This window comes from Leeuwenhoekiella polynyae, assembly GCF_004104075.1.
Lineage (GTDB): Bacteria > Bacteroidota > Bacteroidia > Flavobacteriales > Flavobacteriaceae > Leeuwenhoekiella > Leeuwenhoekiella polynyae.
In genome coordinates this window covers 99618-117905 of record NZ_QOVK01000002.1, presented here as the reverse complement: position 1 = coordinate 117905, position 18288 = coordinate 99618, and the positions used below count along the sequence as shown (strand labels likewise).

Sequence of the window (18288 nt, the reverse complement as noted above, 5' to 3'; positions counted from 1 at the left end):
ACCCCTTAAAGTATAGGGATTGTAGTGTTTTCAACTGATTCTCAATCCAACTCCGGCTCCGCCCTTAGGAAAGGAGTCAAGGGAGCAGGGCGGGGATGAGGGCGATTAGGAAAGATGGTTATATACTGTGCCGGTATTGAATTTAATATACTGCCACCTGCAACTTTTAATTGCGAATTTAAAGTGTGAATTCCTGACTGAATCCTCTTCAAACTCAGGGTGACCTCTCGAAATGACATTCAGTTTACGGAATAATCGAGACTTGCATGCTGAGACGGGTCTGGTTCTAATAAGGTCTGGTTCCGTTTAATGCTTCATGCGCCTGCCTTTGTCGACAGAAATGCTTGTCCCGAAGTAATTTACTGTTTTAAAGGAATATTTAATTTAACTCGGGTCCCTTCCTCAGGTTTAGACTCAACAGTAAAATTACCTGCTAATTCCTCGCAGAGTTGCTTGACAAATACCAAACCTATACCGTAGCCTTTTTCTCCAGATGTACCCGTTCGTTGTGTTACTTGTTTATGGATAATGTCATCTACTTGTTGTGCAGACATACCAATACCCGTATCAGAGACTAGTACATTTAAATTGTTAGTGTTTTGCGTATGTTCAATTTCTAATTTTAAGTCTATTTGACCTCCGGTTTCTGTGAACTTAATGGAATTAGAAATCAAATTACCGATCATCGGAAGTAAGTTGTTTCTCGAAAATTTTAAGGCATTGGGCTGAAATTCATAATTCAATTCAATGTCTTTAGCCTGCGCCTGCGGACTGTAAAGATCTATCAGCTTTTGGGTAAGACTTTCTAATGTGAAAAAAGAGTCACTTTCGAAATTTGAAGGAGACTTATTTGTGTCAACACTTAATATATCCTCAACAAGCTGTAACACGCTAGTGGTACTGGAGGCAATGAGATTTAGGATGTCTATAAGTTCTTCATGATGTTCTTTGGAGTGATCGGTAAGTTCAATGAGTTGAGCAATACCACTTAACGGACTCCTAACATCGTGAGCTAAACGTCTTTTTAATTTCCGCTCTTCTAAAGCTTGTTTTTGTGCAAGGCGTAGCTTTTGTTTTAAAAGGATTTGGCTCTCGATTTGTTTGGCGATCAAATGCAATTGCTCAACCTGATTTTCACTTAAGTCTTCAATGGTTTTTCCCCCAATACAGAGTGTTCCTATGGCTATTTCATCATTAAGTTTAAGGGGAATACCATAATAGTATTTATAGCCTTCTTTTTGAACATAGCTGGAGTCTTTAAATCTGAGATCCAGATCTACCCGTGATTCAAATTGATGATCTTCGGTTATAGTAATATTACAAATAGAGGCTTCCCGGGGTTTTTGACTGAATTCGCCTGCCGACCCGGCAACCGTCCATTGGGTATAATTATCGATGAAATTTACTTCAGAAAGCTCAGTACCGGCTACTTTAGCAGCTAATATGCTTAAATCCTGAAAATCACTTTTGAGTTCTTGATAATCCAGATCAAGATCCGCTAATACTTTAGCACGCTTAAAATCTTGTGTATTCAAATTGAACGATTTAGGGAGGGCAAAAGTATCATTTTTTTTAGGCTAGAACGTATGTTTTGAATGGGTTAATACTTCCTTAACAACATCGGGGTATCTGAGGCCAGGGATAACGGGTGCATATAAAAAAACAGCCAACCTTTTTAAGAGGTTGGCTGTTTAATAAGACTTGCATTAGTGTACCGTATTAATATCCGGGATTTTGCCAATCTGCTTTCATCTCAGCAGATAAGTTAGATCCATCTTCATTGAGCAGTCCATCAATAAAAGATTGCGGTATAGGACGCAATTCATGTTTGTTTTCGGTAATATTTGTAGCTTCTTTATTGAAAGCTCTTGCGCGTTGTATAAGGGTTCCTGTTCTAGAAAGCGTTTCCCAACGTTGCCACTCACCGAGCAGTTCACGGGTACGTTCGTTAAGAATAAAATGCAAAGCGCGGTCGTAAGTGCCTGAAACACCTAGAGCATTTAAAACAGCCTCATCTTCATCTGGTAAATTGTCAGGGAATGAGGTTAAACTTAAATCGGAAGCCTCGGTCGTTACATCAATATCCGGATTGGATAAATAATAGGTATTGATATTCAAATTAGAGTTTATGTAGTTTTGAGCTGCAGAACCGGTATTCAAACTGTTGTTTTCAAATGCAACAGACCCATCTACATAGTATGATCTGTTTTCACCAGATTTCCAGGCAGCTCTTGCGCGTACGGTATTGATGTCATTCATCGCATTACCATATTGTTGCAAACGCGCATAGCATTCGGCTCTTACCAGATAGGTTTCAGCTAGACGTGCCATAGTCACATCGCGGTGTGCATCTCCTTTTTCAGCAAAACGAGACCCATCATCTGTTTTGTTAATACCTGCAAAGAAATTAGAGATGGGCGTGCTCTTGAAGTTCGGGGAAACGTATTCTCCATTTTGATACAGCACTAAGGAGTTGGGAACAAATTGTCCCGGAGTACTGGTTAATGATCCAGAAGTTTCTGTTTGTCGCATTCCTAATTTCCATTCCGGTAGGCGACCGTCGACATCTCTCCAATCTGGTTGTTGAATGTTAGCTCCAAACTTGAAGTTGTCATAAGTGTCATCATCTTTAGTATTTAAGATCATAACAATTCCCGGATCTCCAAGTTCTACGTCAACATTTTCATCTAAAACATTGTTCACCCCGTATACCGTTTTAAAGGTTTTCCACATTCTCGAATCATTCACGTGATCAAAAACGGCATAGGTATATTCTGTAGGTCTTAACCGTTGGAAATCCATTCCCCCGATCCAAACGCCACGACGTACCCAACCCCCTGAAAAATTAGAAAATTGAGGTGTAAAGTAGTTGTAGGTTCTGTTTCCAAAACGACCTTTAGTAGACTCATCAGCATTGTGTGGTGCGGCCATTAAAATTTCATCAAGTTGTTCGGTCTCGCTATCTATACCAGACCAGGTAGCATATAAGTCTCTGTAATTATCAGTTAATGGGCCACGAGCATCAATTGCATAACTTGCTGCATCAATCGCTTCATTAAGATCTGAATCAATATAACCTGAGTTCCAAGCATCGTTGCGTTCTGAGGCTCTAAAGAGCAAGGCTTTTGCTAGAAAGTGTGCCGCAGTAGCTTTAGTCCAGGTAACCCCTTTACCATAGGTGTATATTTCTCCCTCAAAATGCTCATACGCATTTCGGAAATCTGAGATCACCTGCTCCCAAGATTCTTCTTCGGTAGCCCGTTCAAAATTTCTAACCACACCTTCTGCAGGTTCTAGCTGAAGTACCACTCCTCCATATTGAGCAACCAGTCTGTAATAATTATATCCTCTTAAGAAATAAGCATGAGCCAGGCAGCGATTCCTCACAGCTTCATCTTCTATGATTTCAGCATTGGCTATAATGATGTTTGCTGACGAGATTCCGTAATACATCTGATCCCATAACGCAGCAGGGGAGGTGGCGTTTTTATTCGCTGCCCCGGTTTCTGTAGTAGCACCCACCGGTCCTAAACGGTTGTCATAGGTGTTCCACATCTCATTGGTGAGGTCATTGGCATTGGTAAATTCGTCTGTTCCGTAAAGCGTAATACCATAAGCCCACTCATAACCAAAGTGCCATCTTATATTACCGTATAAAGAAACGGTAAGGTCTTCAAGACCTTGAGGCGTTAAAAAATAGTCTGTTGAATACTGGTTTGTGAGATCTTCATCAAGAAAATCATCTTTACAAGACATAGCCGTCATCGCAAGGATTGAGCAGCAAAGAATTGTAAAACGTTTAGTAAATATATTTAGTTTCATTTTTTTTCTTTTTAAAATTCTTTTTATAGTCCAATGTCTAATCCTACAGCAAAACTTCTGTTGAAAATCGTGGAGTTGGTATCAAAATCATACCATGCAGCTCCTTGATATATACTTCCAGGGTTTACGGCTTGTACATAAAACCTTAAGTTGTTCAATCCTAATTTTTCACTTTGCTCAGCAGTAAAATTATAGCCTAATGAAATGTTCCGGATTTTTATAAATCCTGCATCACGAATGCCCAGCAAACCAGAAAATTCATCCTGAGATCCTGAGGTGGCCTGACCTAAAATAGGTTTTTGAAATTCAGCATCTGTGTTTTCAGGAGTCCAGTAATCCACTTCCCGTTGATTGGATCTTGCGGTCATCGCCTCTCCTCCAATATTTGCTGTATAGCCCAGACGAGATATAATAAGCGTACTCAATTCAAAACCTTTGTAACTGATAGCGTTGTTCCAACCGAGTGTCCATCTAGGAGTGGTATTTCCTAAAACAACACGATCATCACCATTCATGATGTAATCACCATTTTGATCTGTAGGTCTTACGTTACCAGGAGTGAAGTCATATCCATTCTCGTTCCATAATGCCATTTCAGCCTGGTCTTCTGGAGTGTCTTGCCACATACCTTCATTATCATAACCAAAAATGACACCTATAGACTTTCCGATAAACCAGTTGTTATCTACCATATCATTTTCTCCGTAAGCAAGCTCTTCTATCTCATCTTTCTGCCAGGCTACATTGAGGTCTGATTCCCAAACAAAGCCTTTTGGAGAAGAAACAGGAACAAAATTCAGAGAAGCTTCAAAACCTTTGTTATTGGTTTTACCAATGTTTGCAATTGTAGAAGGGAATCCTGTGAGTGTAGGAATGTTTACAGACATCAATAAGTCTGAAGTATACGATTTATACACGTTAAGACTACCTGATATTCTGTTGTTGAAAATCCCAAAATCAACACCAACATTATACTGTGTCGTTTTTTCCCAACCCAGATTTGGATTTGCCAAAGAAAGTTGTGATCCGGAGTAGTAGGGTTCGTTGGTTGTATATCCTATCTGATTTGACAATCCGTTAAACGGTAGGAATATAGAGATGATATCTCCTTTTGTTGCATAGGGAGCTACAGCAGAGTTACCGGTAGTACCGTATCCTACGCGAAGCTTTAAATTGTTTATCCAATCCGCATTTGCAAGAAAATCTTCCTGGTCAAGTCTCCACGCTAGTGCTGCAGAAGAGAAAAAATCCCATTTATTTCCATCACCTAACTGAGAAGCTCCATCCCAACGACCGGAGAGCGTTAAGAGGTATTTATCATCAAAACCATAATTCATTCGAACGAGGTATGAACTGAGTTGTCTCTCATTTAAATTAGAGCCGATACTTACATTATTTTCAGAATTAGAAATATCTACCGCACCAAAGTTATTCCAGAGCATCGAAGGTTTAGGGATGTTGTTTGCAGACATTCCAGAACTTTCAATATTCCACGAAGAAGCTGTTTGTAATAATGTAACCCCTAGATTGTGTTTTTCAGCAAATGTGGTATTGTAATTGATCTGATTATCAAGGGTCCAAGAAAAGTCCCGTCTGTTGTTTAAACGAGCATAGTTAGTGCCATCAGTTCCGTCAGAATTTAATCTGTGAGATGAGCTTCCGTCAATGTAAACCCCTTCTCTAAAATGTCTGAAATCGGGTCCAAAACGAATTAAATATTCAAGCCCCTCAAGTGGTTCGTAGATTTCACCAATATCAAATGTAGCGCTCAAGCTCCCTAAAGCACGTAAGGTTTGAGAAAGTTGGGTACTCTTATTAAACTCATCCATTATCGTATAAATGGTGCTTTCTCCTCCTGGGTTAATAACAAGATTTCCATCTGCATCATAAGGGACAGCCATATTGTAAATGTTTTTAGCTGCGCCATATATTGCATTAGGAACAGAGCTACTACGACCACCTAATGTAGAGAACCCATAATCTTGCTCACTCCAAGAAAGGTTAAAGTTTGCGCTAAATTTAAACCAGTCTACAGGAGTAATGTTTGCACTTAAATTAGCCGTATATCGCTCGTAAAATTGACCCTTTTGGGTTCCTTTATCATTAACATACCCTAGAGATCCATAGGCATTCACTTTTTCGCTACCTCCACTTGCACTAATCGTATGTTCACTTAGAATACCTGTTTGTGTAACAAAGTCTGTCCAGTCTGTATTTCTTACTCTAGACGGATCAAATGAACCATTTTGCCATCCTTGAAGCACATTATCTCTTGATGTTTGGCCATCTAAAGGACTGTCAAAAATATTTGTGTCATTTTCTAAGGTAGGAGCGTTAGGACTCGCGTATGTATTGGGGTCAAGATTGAATGCAGCAGTTCTTCGAAAACGTATAAAATCTGCAGCACTCATAGCAGGAGCTCTATCTACGATCTCTGATGCAGTAACCGTTCCTGAATAATTTAGTGTAAAACGACCTGCTTTCCCTTTTTTGGTTGTTACAATAATAACACCATTGGCACCACGAGAACCATACACAGCGGTAGCTGATGCATCTTTAAGTACATCGATAGACTCAATATCTCTTGGGTTAATGGTTTCAATAGAAGAGGCAGACAATAGCGGAACCCCATCTACTACATATAAAGGTGCATTACTCGCAGTTAGGGAACGATTACCTCGAATCCTTACAGAACCTATAGTACCCGGTCTTTCACTACTGGTTATGTCTACCCCCGCTGCTTTACCTTGCAGCGCTTGAAAAACGTTACTAACCGGTTGGGTTAATAGTTCTTCTGAACTAACCGAGGAAACCGCTCCTGTAAGATCTGATTTTTTCTGAGTACCATATCCTACCACCACTACAGCATCGAGTTCGGCGCTGTCTTCCTCCATCGTTATCGAATAGGAGTTTGTACTTGTAACGGGTTGCGAAATCGATTTCATTCCGAGAAATGAAAAGAGCAAGGTTTCACCTTCTGCAGCCTGTAAACTGAAGTTTCCGTCAAAGTCGGTTTGCGTTCCACGCTGGGTACCTTGTACCAGTACGTTTACTCCGGGCAAGGGCATACCCTGAGGATCGGTCACAGTCCCCGTAACCGTTTTTTCTTGTGCCCAGATCGTTGCACTCAGTAGCAAGCAACCCAGAAACACTAAAATGTTTTTGTTTATTTGTTTCATAATAGAGAAAAGATTTTGAGAGTTTTAACTTTAAAATCGTTGTTTGTTGGCTAAAATTATATAATTACATCGTTTGAGGTGTCCTGTACTGTGATGCTCGGAGTCTTATGTATCTTTTTAGAATTTGCAATAAATCGTTTTAGAATCTTGATTTAGGTTTAGCAAAAAAAGAAGCTGCTCTTTAAAAGAACAGCTTTTTATACTTAAAAATAAATAGCTTTTAATCCGGCACTTTTTAATTATGCTACGGCTTCAACTCAGCCAGTAATTTACAACGTGTTGCTAGTTGCCCATCAATTATAACCCGGATTTTGGTCATAAAGATTTTCTTTTACCGTGATCTGGGAGCTGGGCACAGGAAATAAAATTTGATTTTCATCCATGGTTTGCATTCTATTCTGAACGTCCTCGATCTCAATCCACGAATTGATGGTATTGACTACCGTTCCGGTACGAACCAAGTCATACCATCTTCTGCTCTCCCCGGCAAATTCAAGACGTTTTTCCTGCAATAAGGTTGTAAGATCAACGCCGGCTATTGGAGTGAGACCTGCACGATCCCGGATAGCATTTACCGCAGCATCAACTTCGGCCTGCGTACCTGTGCCCCCCATAAGGATGGCTTCAGCTTTCATGGTAATAATATCGGTATAGCGTATAAGAGGATAATTCAGTCCCCAATCAAAGCGATCCTGCCCTGCGCGATCCAGATTGAGGTATTTCGTATAAAAAGGTACCGGGTTGAAGTTTCCGTTTTGATCTGTATATCCTTGAAGAATGTCTAAATCAGCTCTGATATCCTCTTCCTCATAGGTATTGATCAAATCTGCAGAAACTTGCTTGGCGGTCTCTCCATTAGAAAAACCAACCGAATTCACCCGTAAATATCCATCAGGAACCGGAACCGAAGGGTATTCTGCACCTACACCCACTCCGCCAGATAAATATTCGATATTGAAAACAATCTCTTCATTATGCTCATTATTGTAATCAAATATCCGTGCATAATCATCAGCAAAGCCAAAAGGGCCGTTCTCAATGATGTCATTAAATTGCTCCAATGCGAGGTTGTATTCATCGCTGTCCAGGCCTGGCCCTTCAATACCGTAAGTAGGCCCGGAACGGGTTAGATACACCTGACCTAATATTGCTTTAGCTGCCCAGGAGGTAACTTTACCCAGGGAGTCAGATCCGTAAGAGTCGGGTAACAGCGTTGTAGCTTCGATTAAATCTGCTAAGATGAGGTCGTAAACTTCGGCAACAGGAGCACGAGGTACCTCTAAGGTTTCTGTAGGGGTATAAACCCGGTTGAATACCGGTACTTTTCCATAAGTTCTTACCAAATCAAAGTAGAAAAAAGCTCTTAAAAATTTTGCTTCACCCTTCAACCTGTCCAATGTAGCAGCATCCGGTACTACTTCTGAAGTAAGCTGGTCGAGTACCGTGTTGGCTCTAAAAATACCGGTAAAATCGGTATTCCAGTTATCTGCAATAATCGTATTTGTAGCCAGAGAACGGTCAAAAGCATTAATAGGATCATAAGCTCGAACCCCGGTAGGAGAAACCGCATATAAATTATCAGAGCGTGTTTCTGATAGGTAAAACTGGTATACAGGGTAACTTTGTAACGTACTGTAGATACCCGTTACTGCAGATTCAAAGTCTGCAGTGTTTCTGTAAAAGTTATTGCTGCCCTGCTCTGAGATGGGGGTCTGATCAAGATCTTCTGAACAAGAAAGTGCCAGAACCGAGAGCAAGATTAAGGTTATATATTTTTTCATGAGTTTTTTTATTAAAAGGTGAAGTTTAATCCGGTTACAATTGATTTAGAAAGCGGGAATGCTCCATAATCATCACCATTGCTGTTTACTGCCTCCGGATTGAAGCCCCCATAGTAGTTATCATCTCCAAACCAGTTTTCTGCTGTTACATAAATTCGCAATCCAGAAAATATATTGGTTTTGATCACAGACCCCAGATCGTAACCTAAGGTGATGTTTCTAATTCTCCAGTAATCTGAAGAATATAACCAGTCTGTATTTTTAATTCTACCAAAGGTAGAGTAGGCTTTACCTTCAATACCATTACCGGGGTCTTCTGGAGATCTCCAGCGGTCTCTTATAAAACCTAAGTGATTATCCTGATACCCTTGACCAGTTCGGTCTATTGCTCTACCAAAAGTAGAATAGATTTTACCGCCAGATTGTCCTTGTAACAGTACAGTAAGATCAAAACCTTTATAGGTAAACGTGTTGGTCATTCCATAAACATAATCTGGGTTGGGGTGTCCTGAAAGCACCCGGTCTGCCGGACTAATCACACCATCGCCGTTTGCATCTACATACTTAGGATCGCCTTCGGTTTGATTACCGTAAAGTGCTGCGCCATTGGCAATATCCTGAGCAGATAGGATTCCATCTTGCTGAACAACATACAGGCTATACAGCGGTTGACCTACTTGGAGAATGTTGTGCTCTATATCAAATGAGCCGCCTAAAATCGGTGAGTTGTCTGGTCCTAGTTGTTTTACTTCATTGGTATTATGACTCAAGTTGAAGTTTGTTGTCCACGTAAATTCACCCCCTTGCAGGTTGCGTGTAGTCAATTCTAATTCCCAACCGCGGTTTTCTACTTTACCAATATTGGTTACTGCAGAAGAAAAGCCGGATGCAGTAGGTACCGGTACGCTCAATAATAAGTCTTTATTGGTTTTTACATAGTAATCAAAAGAAGTAAAAATCCTTCCTTTAAATAAGCCGATGTCTGTACCAAAATTTATCGTTTCAGATTCTTCCCAACTTAAATTAGGATTAGCAGAATTGATGGGCACTTGACCGGTTGCAAAATTTCCATTATAGGAGTAATTAGAGAAACCTATTCGCGAAATACTGGCATAATCATCACTAAAGGTGTTGTTTCCGGCCAGACCCCAACTCGCTCTAAGCTTCATATTACTGATGAACTCAACATTTGAAATGAATTTTTCTTTATCTATATTCCATCCTAAGGAAGCTGATGGAAAAACACCCCATTTTGTATCCCTACCAAAATTTGAGGAACCATCTCTACGAATACTTGCAGTCACTAAATATTTATCCTGATAGCCGTATTGTGCACGCCCAAAATAAGAGATCAATACCTTTTTAGTTTCCAAAGTATAGGTGCCGCTGGCGCTTATATTGTTAGCCGCATTAATTGTGGTAATATCATCAGAGCCAAAACCTTCTGCTGCAAGAATTCGCTGATTGTCATATTTAAAAATACTGTATGAAGCACCTCCTAATAAAGATAAGGTATGTGTGTCATTAAAGTTGAGATCGTAATTCACCGTATTTTCGTTTACAAAATTTTGTTTTTGATACGAAGAGAATGAACCTGAAGCTTGTCTGTTGCGATCAACAAAAGAGGGTTTAAAATATTTATTCTTTGCTTCTGTGTTATCCAGGTTGAGTGATGATTTGATCCGAAGCCCTTCGCTGATTTCATATTCTCCAAACAGGGTAGTCAGGGTTCTGAATATTTTATTTTCCCCTATTGTATTTTCAATAGTTCGGATGGGGCTCGGTACGCTACGACCCCAGGCATACGGCGCATTATCCCCTATGTTATAGTCCAGGCCGTTTTCTGAAATCGGTGTGGCAGAAACTACATAGTGCATCAGGTTGTCTTTTCCTTCAACCCCCGGATCTTGAGTTACCGAATACGATGGAGCAATATTAATACCGAATTTCAATTTTTCATTGGCTGTGATTTCTATGTTAGCACGAGCAGAATACCTCTTGTAGTTCACGCCCCGTGCGATACCATCCTGATTGAGGTGTTCTCCAGAAATAAAATAGTTTACAAATTCATTTCCGCCGCGTGCAGAAAGTTGGTAACTTTTTACTTCTCCAGTTCTGAAGAATTCATCTTGCCAGTCTATATAATCCAGACCGGGGTGCCCCTCCTGAAACCAGCGATCATCCTTGATGAAGTTGGTATCAAAACCTCCCAGGATTGCCTGACGCTCAGCACTGGTTTGATCGGCAGTTCGTCCTGTTCCAGAACTTACCCAGCGTGAATCTATAATTTCTGAAGCGCGGTCAATCCATTCTTCAGCATTGAGAACATCTAGTTTTTTAACCGTTTGATTGATTCCATAATACGTATTGAAACTCAATTTAGGCTTGCCCAGTTTACCGGATTTGGTTTTGATCAAAACCACACCATTAGAGGCTCTAGAACCGTAAATTGACGCAGCAGCAGCATCTTTTAAAACCTGAATGGATTCAATATCACCGGGATTGATGTTGTCTAATGGGTTGCCAGAGCCAAAATCGCCACTGCCATTTTGGGTTGCAGGCTCTAACGGGAAACCGTCTATAACATAGAGCGGTTGGTTTCCTGCAGAAATAGAACCTGTACCGCGTACTTGTACCGAAAAACTTTTTCCGGGTACACCGCTGGTTTGTTTTACGCGCACACCCGCCATTTGTCCCACCATCGCCTGATCTACTTTACTGATAGGTCGCTGATTTAAAATTTCTGTGTCCATTGTAGCAACGGCAGTGGTGATGCTTGATTTTTTTCTGAGTACCATACCCTACAAGTACCACTTCGTCGAGTACCGCACTGTCTTCCTCCATCGTTATCGAATACGTATTAGCACCTGTAATCGGTTGCGAAATCGATTTCATTCCAACGTATGAAAAAACAAGTACAGCGCCTTCAGAAGCCTGAATTTGAAAGTTTCCATCAAAGTCTGTTTGTGTGCCGGAAGTGGTTCCTTGTACCAGTACGTTTACGCCAGGTAAAGGCATTCCCTGAGGATCGGTCACGGTACCTGTAACCGTTTTTTCTTGTGCCCAGACCACTGCACTCAATAGTAAGCAGCCCAGAAACACTAAAATGTTTTTGTTTATTTGTTTCATAATTGAGAAAAGATTTTGAGAGTTTTAACTTTAAAATCGTTATTTGTTTGTTAAAGCTAAATAATTACATCGTTTGAAGTATCCTGTGCTTACAGTGCTGCACTGTCCTGTTTTTGTTAAAATGCTACAAAGAGTAGCTGCGACAGTAGCGCGTGTCAACAGGACGGCACAGGATAGCATTTGCTTCTTAAACCCTTACTTTTAGCTTGGTTTGAGACTTTGTGCAATGCATTGTATTTTCAGATTTAAATCCTAATTCTATGCGTTTTTACGTCAACTCTTTTATATATATCATGAGTTTTGTGCTTGTATTGAGCTGTAAGTCTCAGGAAGCTAAAGACTTTTCTGACTCAGGTGAGGTGCTTTGGCCGGAAGTTCATAATACCACAAAACCCTGGACGCGCTGGTGGTGGATGGGCAGTGCGGTTGACAAACCCAACCTGAAAGCACATCTTGTTGCCTTTCAAGAAGCCGGTTTGGGCGGGGTAGAAATCACTCCCATTTACGGTGCAAAAGGGGAGGAGGCTCATTTTCTGGACCATTTGTCTCCCAAATGGCTGGAGATGTTAGACTATACCCTCCGTACAGCAGACAGTCTGGGACTGGGTGTTGATCTGGTTTTGGGAACGGGCTGGCCCTATGGCGGACCACAGGTAGAACAGGAGTATGCCGCGACCAAACTGGTGGTACAGCAGTACCAGCTCAAAAGCGGGGAGCCTTTTAATCAGGAAATCCTTCCGGATTCTAAAGAAAAGCAACCGGCGACACTCACGGCCTTGTTGGCTTATGATTCTGATGAAAAATTTACCGACCTAACCGGTAAGGTAATCGAGGGAAGACTCAACTGGACCCCACAAGATTCCGACTATAGGCTTTACGCCCTATTTACCGGTAAAACCGGGCAGCAGGTAAAACGTTCCGCGCCGGGAGGTGCGGGTTATACGCTCGATCACTATTCTACCGAAGCTTTTGAAGATTATGTACAACCTTACGATTCTGCTTTTGCTGAGTTGAAGGGTAAACTCCGGGCGATTTTTAATGACAGTTATGAAGTATATGGGACGGATTTTACCCCAAAATTCTTCGAGTATTTTAAGGAGTATCGCGGGTATGACCTAAAGCCCTATATCCCTTTAGTATTGAGTAAAACCGATACGGATCTGGGCAACCGGGTTAAAAGTGATTATCGGGAAACCTTGTCCGATTTATTGCTGCATCGTTTTGATGAACCCTGGACCGACTGGGCGAACAAGCACGGCTTTAAGACCAAACTGCAGGCCCATGGTTCGCCGGGAAACCTGATCGATCTGTACGCATCGGCAGATATTCCAGAGTGTGAGACCTTTGGCTCTATGCCTTATGACATTGCCGGATTTAGACGCGAGGCCGAAAACATCCGTACCGGGGATGCTGATCCGGTGATGTTGAAGTTCTCTTCCAGTGCAGGGCATATTGCGGGGAAACCCCTGATTTCTTCCGAGACCTTTACCTGGTTGCGGGAGCATTTTAAAACCGCACTTTCACAAACCAAACCGGAAGCCGAAGAGCTTTTGCTTAACGGCGTAAATCATATTTTTTTGCACGGCTCTACCTATTCGCCGGAGCGCGCGGGCTGGCCGGGCTGGAAGTTTTACGCTTCGGTAAATTTTAGTCCGAAGAACAGCATTTGGGAAGATGCACCGGCACTGTTTTCGTATTTGGCCAATGTGCAAAGTGTTTTGCAGGAAGGCCAACCCGATAATGAGACCTTACTGTACTGGCCCATTTACGATCAGTATAACAGCTTTAAAGGTGGGCAGTTGTTTTTTCAGTTTAAAATTCATTCCCTTAACGAGTGGTTGCTGGATACTCCGTTTTATGCAACCACCAATGAGCTGATGCAAAAAGGCTATGGCGTTGATTTCCTTTCGGATGATTTTTTGGCAAAAGCCAAAGTTGTCAATGGAAAAATTGTACTGCCGGGCGGCAGCTACAAATCACTGGTTGTCCCGGACTGTGAATTTATGCCTTTGGCCACCCTGCAAAAACTAGTAGCCTTAAAAGATGCCGGAGCTTCCGTGATTTTTACCGGTTTGCCGGAAGGTGTTCCGGGATTTTTTGAATACAAACAGCAAACGGAAGCCCTGCAAAACCTGATCGCTCAAAACAAGCTGAGCGGTGTCGATTTGGATTCTGGCTTGAATGCTGCGGGCGTCTATCCGGAACGGCTGGTGGAGAGTGGACTCAAATTCATCCGCCGTAGTGCTGGTGACTCCAAAATTTATTACCTCGTCAATCATACTTCAAAAGCGGTAGACCAGTTTATTCCGCTTGCGGTTGCGGCCGATGAGGTGGCGCTCTTAGATCCGCTTAATCGTAAAACCGGCCGGGCCATCACCCGTACCGTAAACGGGAAAACCGAAGTCAAGGTGCAGATCGCTTCCGGAGATGCACTGATTTTAAAAACTCAGGTTCCTGAAGGTATTAAACCTTGGACGTATACCGAACCTCTTGATGAAGGCCTTGTTTTAGATCAAGACTGGCAACTCACTTTTGAAAAAGGCGGTCCCGTTCTACCCAAAGCTGCAGCGCTGAATACCCTGAAATCCTGGACGACTCTGGGCGAAGATGCCGAGCATTTTTCAGGTACTGCGGTATATACCACCAGCTTTAAAAAACCCACAACATCTGCTGATTCCTGGAGATTAAGTCTGGGTGATGTGCGGGAAAGTGCTGAAGTCTGGCTCAACAATGCGTATGTGGGTACTGCGTGGTCTGTGCCTTATCAATTGGATTTGGGTCCACTCAAGTCCGGCACCAATACCCTGAAAATTAAGGTGACCAATCTGGCCGCAAACCGAATCCGCGCCAAAGAACTGCGCGGGGAAGAGTGGAAGAATTTTTACGAGATCAATATGGTCAATAAAGATTATAAAGCCTTTGATGCTTCCGTCTGGGAGCCTACCCCTTCGGGATTGTTAGGACCTGTACGTTTGATTCCGCTTACAACCGAAACCCACTAATACCTTTAAATCAATTCTAATGAATAAGCTATTTATACTCCTGCTCACTGCACTTTTCAGTCTTAATTGTGCTGCCCAAAAACCGATAGAACGAGATGCGATTCTCCGAGACATGCAACTCGCTAATGCCTATTTTATGGAAAAATGGCCGGATGTGGGTAAAACCATTATCACCAATAAAGAGCGTCCCAGTCATATCTGGACGCGTGGGGTGTATTATGAGGGATTGATGGCCCTGCACGAAATCTATCCCAAAGCGGAGTACTACAACTATGCTTTGGATTGGGCTAATTTTCACCAGTGGGGCTTCCGTAGTGGGAATGAAACCCGCAATGCCGATGATTATGATGCAGCTCAGACCTATATTGATTTATACAATCTGCAACCCGATCCGGAAAAGCTGAAAAATACGCGTGCCTGTATGCAGAAGTTTTTACATACCCCGCAACAGGACGATTGGGACTGGATTGACGCCATACAAATGGGGATGCCGGTGTTTGCCAAAATGGGAGTGCTCGAGAATGATCCTCGCTATTTTGATAAAATGTACCAGATGTATATGGAAAGCCGAAATGTGATCGGTGGAAACGGACTTTTTAATCCGGAAGACGGACTCTGGTGGCGGGATGCCGATTTTGATCCCCCGTATACTGAACCGAATGGGGAAGATTCGTATTGGAGTCGCGGTAACGGTTGGGTGATCGCTGCTCTGGCCAAAACGCTTTCGATCATTCCCGAAGATGCGCCACACCGCGAGCAGTATGTTGAAGACTTGCAGGCGATGGCTGAAGCACTGGTTAAGGTTCAGCGCAAGGACGGCTTTTGGAATGTGAGTTTGCACGATCCCACGCATTTTGGAGGGAAGGAAGCTTCAGGAACCGCCTTGTTTGTCTACGGAATCGCGTACGGGATCAATAACGATCTCTTAGACCGTGAAACCTATTTACCCGTAGTTACTAAAGCCTGGAATGCTCTGACCACGGAAAGCTTACACGAAAACGGATTCCTGGGGTGGTTGCAATCTACCGGAAAAGAACCTAAAGACGGGCAGCCGCTTTCGTATACCAAGCAACCGGATTTTGAGGATTATGGTTTGGGTTGTTTTCTGTTAGCAGGTGCCGAAATGTACCGTCTCGAAGAGTAGCAAGTTTCGTATTACTGGGAAGTGGCTTATAAAAACAACGCTTGTTTAACCGGATTTACTCGAGAATCGAGATTTATCATTACGCGATACAATCGCGCGCTAACACGTGTTCTAAAAATGGATTATTCAATTTAATGCTTCTTGGGCTTAGCCCGAAGTAATTTATTTAAATTACAGGATGAAATTCAAACACCTACTTTTAATGAGCTTATTTGCAAGCAACGCCCTTATTGCGCAACAGCAGGAAGTCGAACTTTGGGATGAAGTGCCCGGAAGTATTGCCGATGAAAACTATACTGAAGAACAACAGTTTGACGGTGAGGAAATCCGTGGTTATGGAAAGGTCACAAATCCCACATTGACCATTTTCACTCCAGAAGCCGGAACAGCAAACGGAACAGCCGTAGTGATTTGTCCCGGTGGCGGCTACAGTCATCTGGCCATTAATAAGGAAGGTTATAAACTGGGAGCCTGGTTTGCCGAACAGGGCGTGACCGGTTTTGTACTCAAATACCGTTTGCCCCACGATCGCATTATGCAGGATAAAAGTATAGGGCCGCTACAAGATGCTCAGCGCGCCATTCGCTATGTGCGGCAACACGCCGGAGATTATGGTATAGATGCTTCAAAAGTGGGGATCATGGGTTTTTCTGCCGGGGGACATTTGGCTTCCACAGCCTCTACACATTATGCCGGTGCCGTTTATACGAGTACGGAAGGGGTTTCAGCCCGGCCTGATTTTGCAGTGTTGATCTATCCGGTGATTAGTATGCAAAGCGGCATCACACATCAGGGCTCGCGTGATAATTTGCTGGGCAAAAAAACCACTCAGGCTGAGGTTTACAACACCAGTGGAGAATATCAGGTCACGCCTGAAACTCCCATGACCTTTTTGGTACACGCAACCGATGATGGTGCGGTGCCTGTAGAAAACAGTATTCGGTATTATTTAGCGCTCAAAGATGCTGGTGTTCCTACCGAAATGCACCTCTATGAAGACGGGGGTCACGGTTTTGGAATGGGACGTACTGCCACTGCAAATTCCTGGCCCGAAGCTTTAACTTTATGGATGCAAAAGCATGGGTTGGTGTCTGAATAAAAATCACTACTTAATGATATCAGGATTTAAATGTTTGGTCGAGCGCTTCCGAATGTTTTCAGGACGAGACCTTGCGATTATAAATTGAGTTTTACAACCTCTCGACTGCGCTCGAGGGGACAGGCTGCTAGGATTGCTACTGCAGATACAAGCCCATTATACACGTTTTAATTATGCTCCGAAAACTATCTATTCTTTTAATACTAGCCTTTGCATGCACCTCCTGCAAAGCCCAGGATCCGGCCTATATTTTCACCTATTTTAAAGGCAATGGCGAAGATGGGTTACATCTGGCCTACAGTACCGACGCGCTGCATTGGAAGTCTTTAAACAACGATCAGTCTATTCTTACCCCCGAAGTGGGGAAGCAAAAACTGATGCGGGATCCGGCAGTCATCAAAGGGGGAGATGGTAAGTATCATATGGTGTGGACCACAGGCTGGACCGAGCGGGGCATCGGTTATGCCTCCTCCGATGATTTGATACACTGGTCTGAACAGCACTTGATTCCGGTGATGCAACACGAAGAAACGGCGCGTAACTGCTGGGCGCCGGAGATCACCTATGATGCCCAAAACGAGGAGTATATGATCTACTGGGCGACAACCATCCCCGGTTTGTATCCCGAAACGCAATCGGAACTGGATGCGGGGTATAACCACCGGATGTATTATACGCTTACGAAAGATTTTAAAGAGTTTAGCAAAGCCCAGGTGCTTTACGAACCTGGTTTCAATTCGATAGATGCCACCATTCAATGGGACGGGAAACAATATGTGATGGTTTTAAAAGACGAAACCCGTGAACCGGCACGCAAAAACCTCAAAGTAGCCACCGCACAAAACCTAACCGGACCCTATTCGGAAGCAAGCGAACCCATTACCGGAAACTACTGGGCCGAAGGACCTACGCTGATTCAGAAAGACGGGGAGTGGCTGGTCTATTTTGATAAATATACCGACCATCAATACGGCGCGGTACAATCTACCGATTTAAAAAAATGGACCGATATTTCTGATCAGGTTTCCTTTCCTGATGGGATTCGACACGGCACTGCGATACGCGTTTCTAAACAAGAATTGGAACAGATTAAAGCCGCTTTATTTAAATAAAAGGCTGGGCGGTTTTAATT

At 42.7% G+C, this 18288-nt stretch carries 10 protein-coding genes; 4 read left to right on the top strand and 6 right to left on the bottom strand.

What is annotated here, in order from left to right; genetic code table 11:
• Positions 1-359: 359 nt before the first annotated feature.
• The 6 genes from DSM02_RS03700 to DSM02_RS20495 form a co-directional block, all read right to left on the bottom strand.
• Complete coding sequence (locus DSM02_RS03700; RefSeq protein ID WP_128764402.1) at positions 360-1535, bottom strand: GAF domain-containing sensor histidine kinase; 1176 nt, start codon at positions 1533-1535, stop codon at positions 360-362.
• Between the two features lie 184 nt (positions 1536-1719).
• The gene (locus DSM02_RS03695) at positions 1720-3822 is read right to left on the bottom strand and encodes a RagB/SusD family nutrient uptake outer membrane protein (RefSeq protein WP_128764401.1); all 2103 of its coding nucleotides are present in this window, start codon (positions 3820-3822) and stop codon (positions 1720-1722) included.
• A 23-nt stretch (positions 3823-3845) separates the two neighbouring features.
• Positions 3846-7001, bottom strand: a complete 3156-nt coding sequence (locus tag DSM02_RS03690; RefSeq protein ID WP_128764400.1) for a SusC/RagA family TonB-linked outer membrane protein — start codon at positions 6999-7001, stop codon at positions 3846-3848.
• 293 nt (positions 7002-7294) lie between these two features.
• A complete protein-coding gene (locus DSM02_RS03685; RefSeq protein ID WP_128764399.1) occupies positions 7295-8782 on the bottom strand; it encodes a RagB/SusD family nutrient uptake outer membrane protein in 1488 nt (495 codons plus the stop codon).
• 11 nt (positions 8783-8793) lie between these two features.
• Entirely contained in the window at positions 8794-11535 is a 2742-nt protein-coding gene (locus DSM02_RS03680; RefSeq protein WP_205875079.1) for a SusC/RagA family TonB-linked outer membrane protein, read from the bottom strand.
• Positions 11498-11911, bottom strand: a complete 414-nt coding sequence (locus tag DSM02_RS20495) for a carboxypeptidase-like regulatory domain-containing protein (protein ID WP_205875077.1) — start codon at positions 11909-11911, stop codon at positions 11498-11500. Before DSM02_RS20495 ends, DSM02_RS03680 begins: the two co-directional genes overlap by 38 nt.
• 260 nt (positions 11912-12171) lie before the next feature.
• On the opposite strand from DSM02_RS20495, the gene DSM02_RS03675 reads away from it, so the two are divergent.
• The 4 genes from DSM02_RS03675 (at position 12172) to DSM02_RS03660 (ending at position 18268) form a co-directional block, all read left to right on the top strand.
• A complete protein-coding gene (locus DSM02_RS03675; protein WP_128764398.1) occupies positions 12172-14913 on the top strand; it encodes a glycosyl hydrolase in 2742 nt (913 codons plus the stop codon).
• A gap of 19 nt (positions 14914-14932) precedes the next feature.
• Positions 14933-16057, top strand: a complete 1125-nt coding sequence (locus DSM02_RS03670) for a glycoside hydrolase family 88/105 protein (protein WP_128764397.1) — start codon at positions 14933-14935, stop codon at positions 16055-16057.
• A gap of 202 nt (positions 16058-16259) precedes the next feature.
• Complete coding sequence (locus DSM02_RS03665; RefSeq protein ID WP_240673973.1) at positions 16260-17156, top strand: alpha/beta hydrolase; 897 nt, start codon at positions 16260-16262, stop codon at positions 17154-17156.
• A 173-nt stretch (positions 17157-17329) separates the two neighbouring features.
• Entirely contained in the window at positions 17330-18268 is a 939-nt protein-coding gene (locus DSM02_RS03660) for a glycoside hydrolase family 43 protein (protein ID WP_128764395.1), read from the top strand.
• Positions 18269-18288 lie beyond the last annotated feature (20 nt).

Coding starts and splice junctions, on each gene's coding strand:
- DSM02_RS03675 (WP_128764398.1), top strand. CDS start 12,172: ATGCGTTTTTACGTCAACTCTTTTATATATATCATGAGTTTTGTGCTT.
- DSM02_RS03690 (WP_128764400.1), bottom strand. CDS start 7,001: ATGAAACAAATAAACAAAAACATTTTAGTGTTTCTGGGTTGCTTGCTA.
- DSM02_RS03670 (WP_128764397.1), top strand. CDS start 14,933: ATGAATAAGCTATTTATACTCCTGCTCACTGCACTTTTCAGTCTTAAT.
- DSM02_RS03695 (WP_128764401.1), bottom strand. CDS start 3,822: ATGAAACTAAATATATTTACTAAACGTTTTACAATTCTTTGCTGCTCA.
- DSM02_RS03685 (WP_128764399.1), bottom strand. CDS start 8,782: ATGAAAAAATATATAACCTTAATCTTGCTCTCGGTTCTGGCACTTTCT.
- DSM02_RS03660 (WP_128764395.1), top strand. CDS start 17,330: ATGCTCCGAAAACTATCTATTCTTTTAATACTAGCCTTTGCATGCACC.
- DSM02_RS20495 (WP_205875077.1), bottom strand. CDS start 11,911: ATGAAACAAATAAACAAAAACATTTTAGTGTTTCTGGGCTGCTTACTA.
- DSM02_RS03680 (WP_205875079.1), bottom strand. CDS start 11,535: ATGGACACAGAAATTTTAAATCAGCGACCTATCAGTAAAGTAGATCAG.
- DSM02_RS03665 (WP_240673973.1), top strand. CDS start 16,260: ATGAGCTTATTTGCAAGCAACGCCCTTATTGCGCAACAGCAGGAAGTC.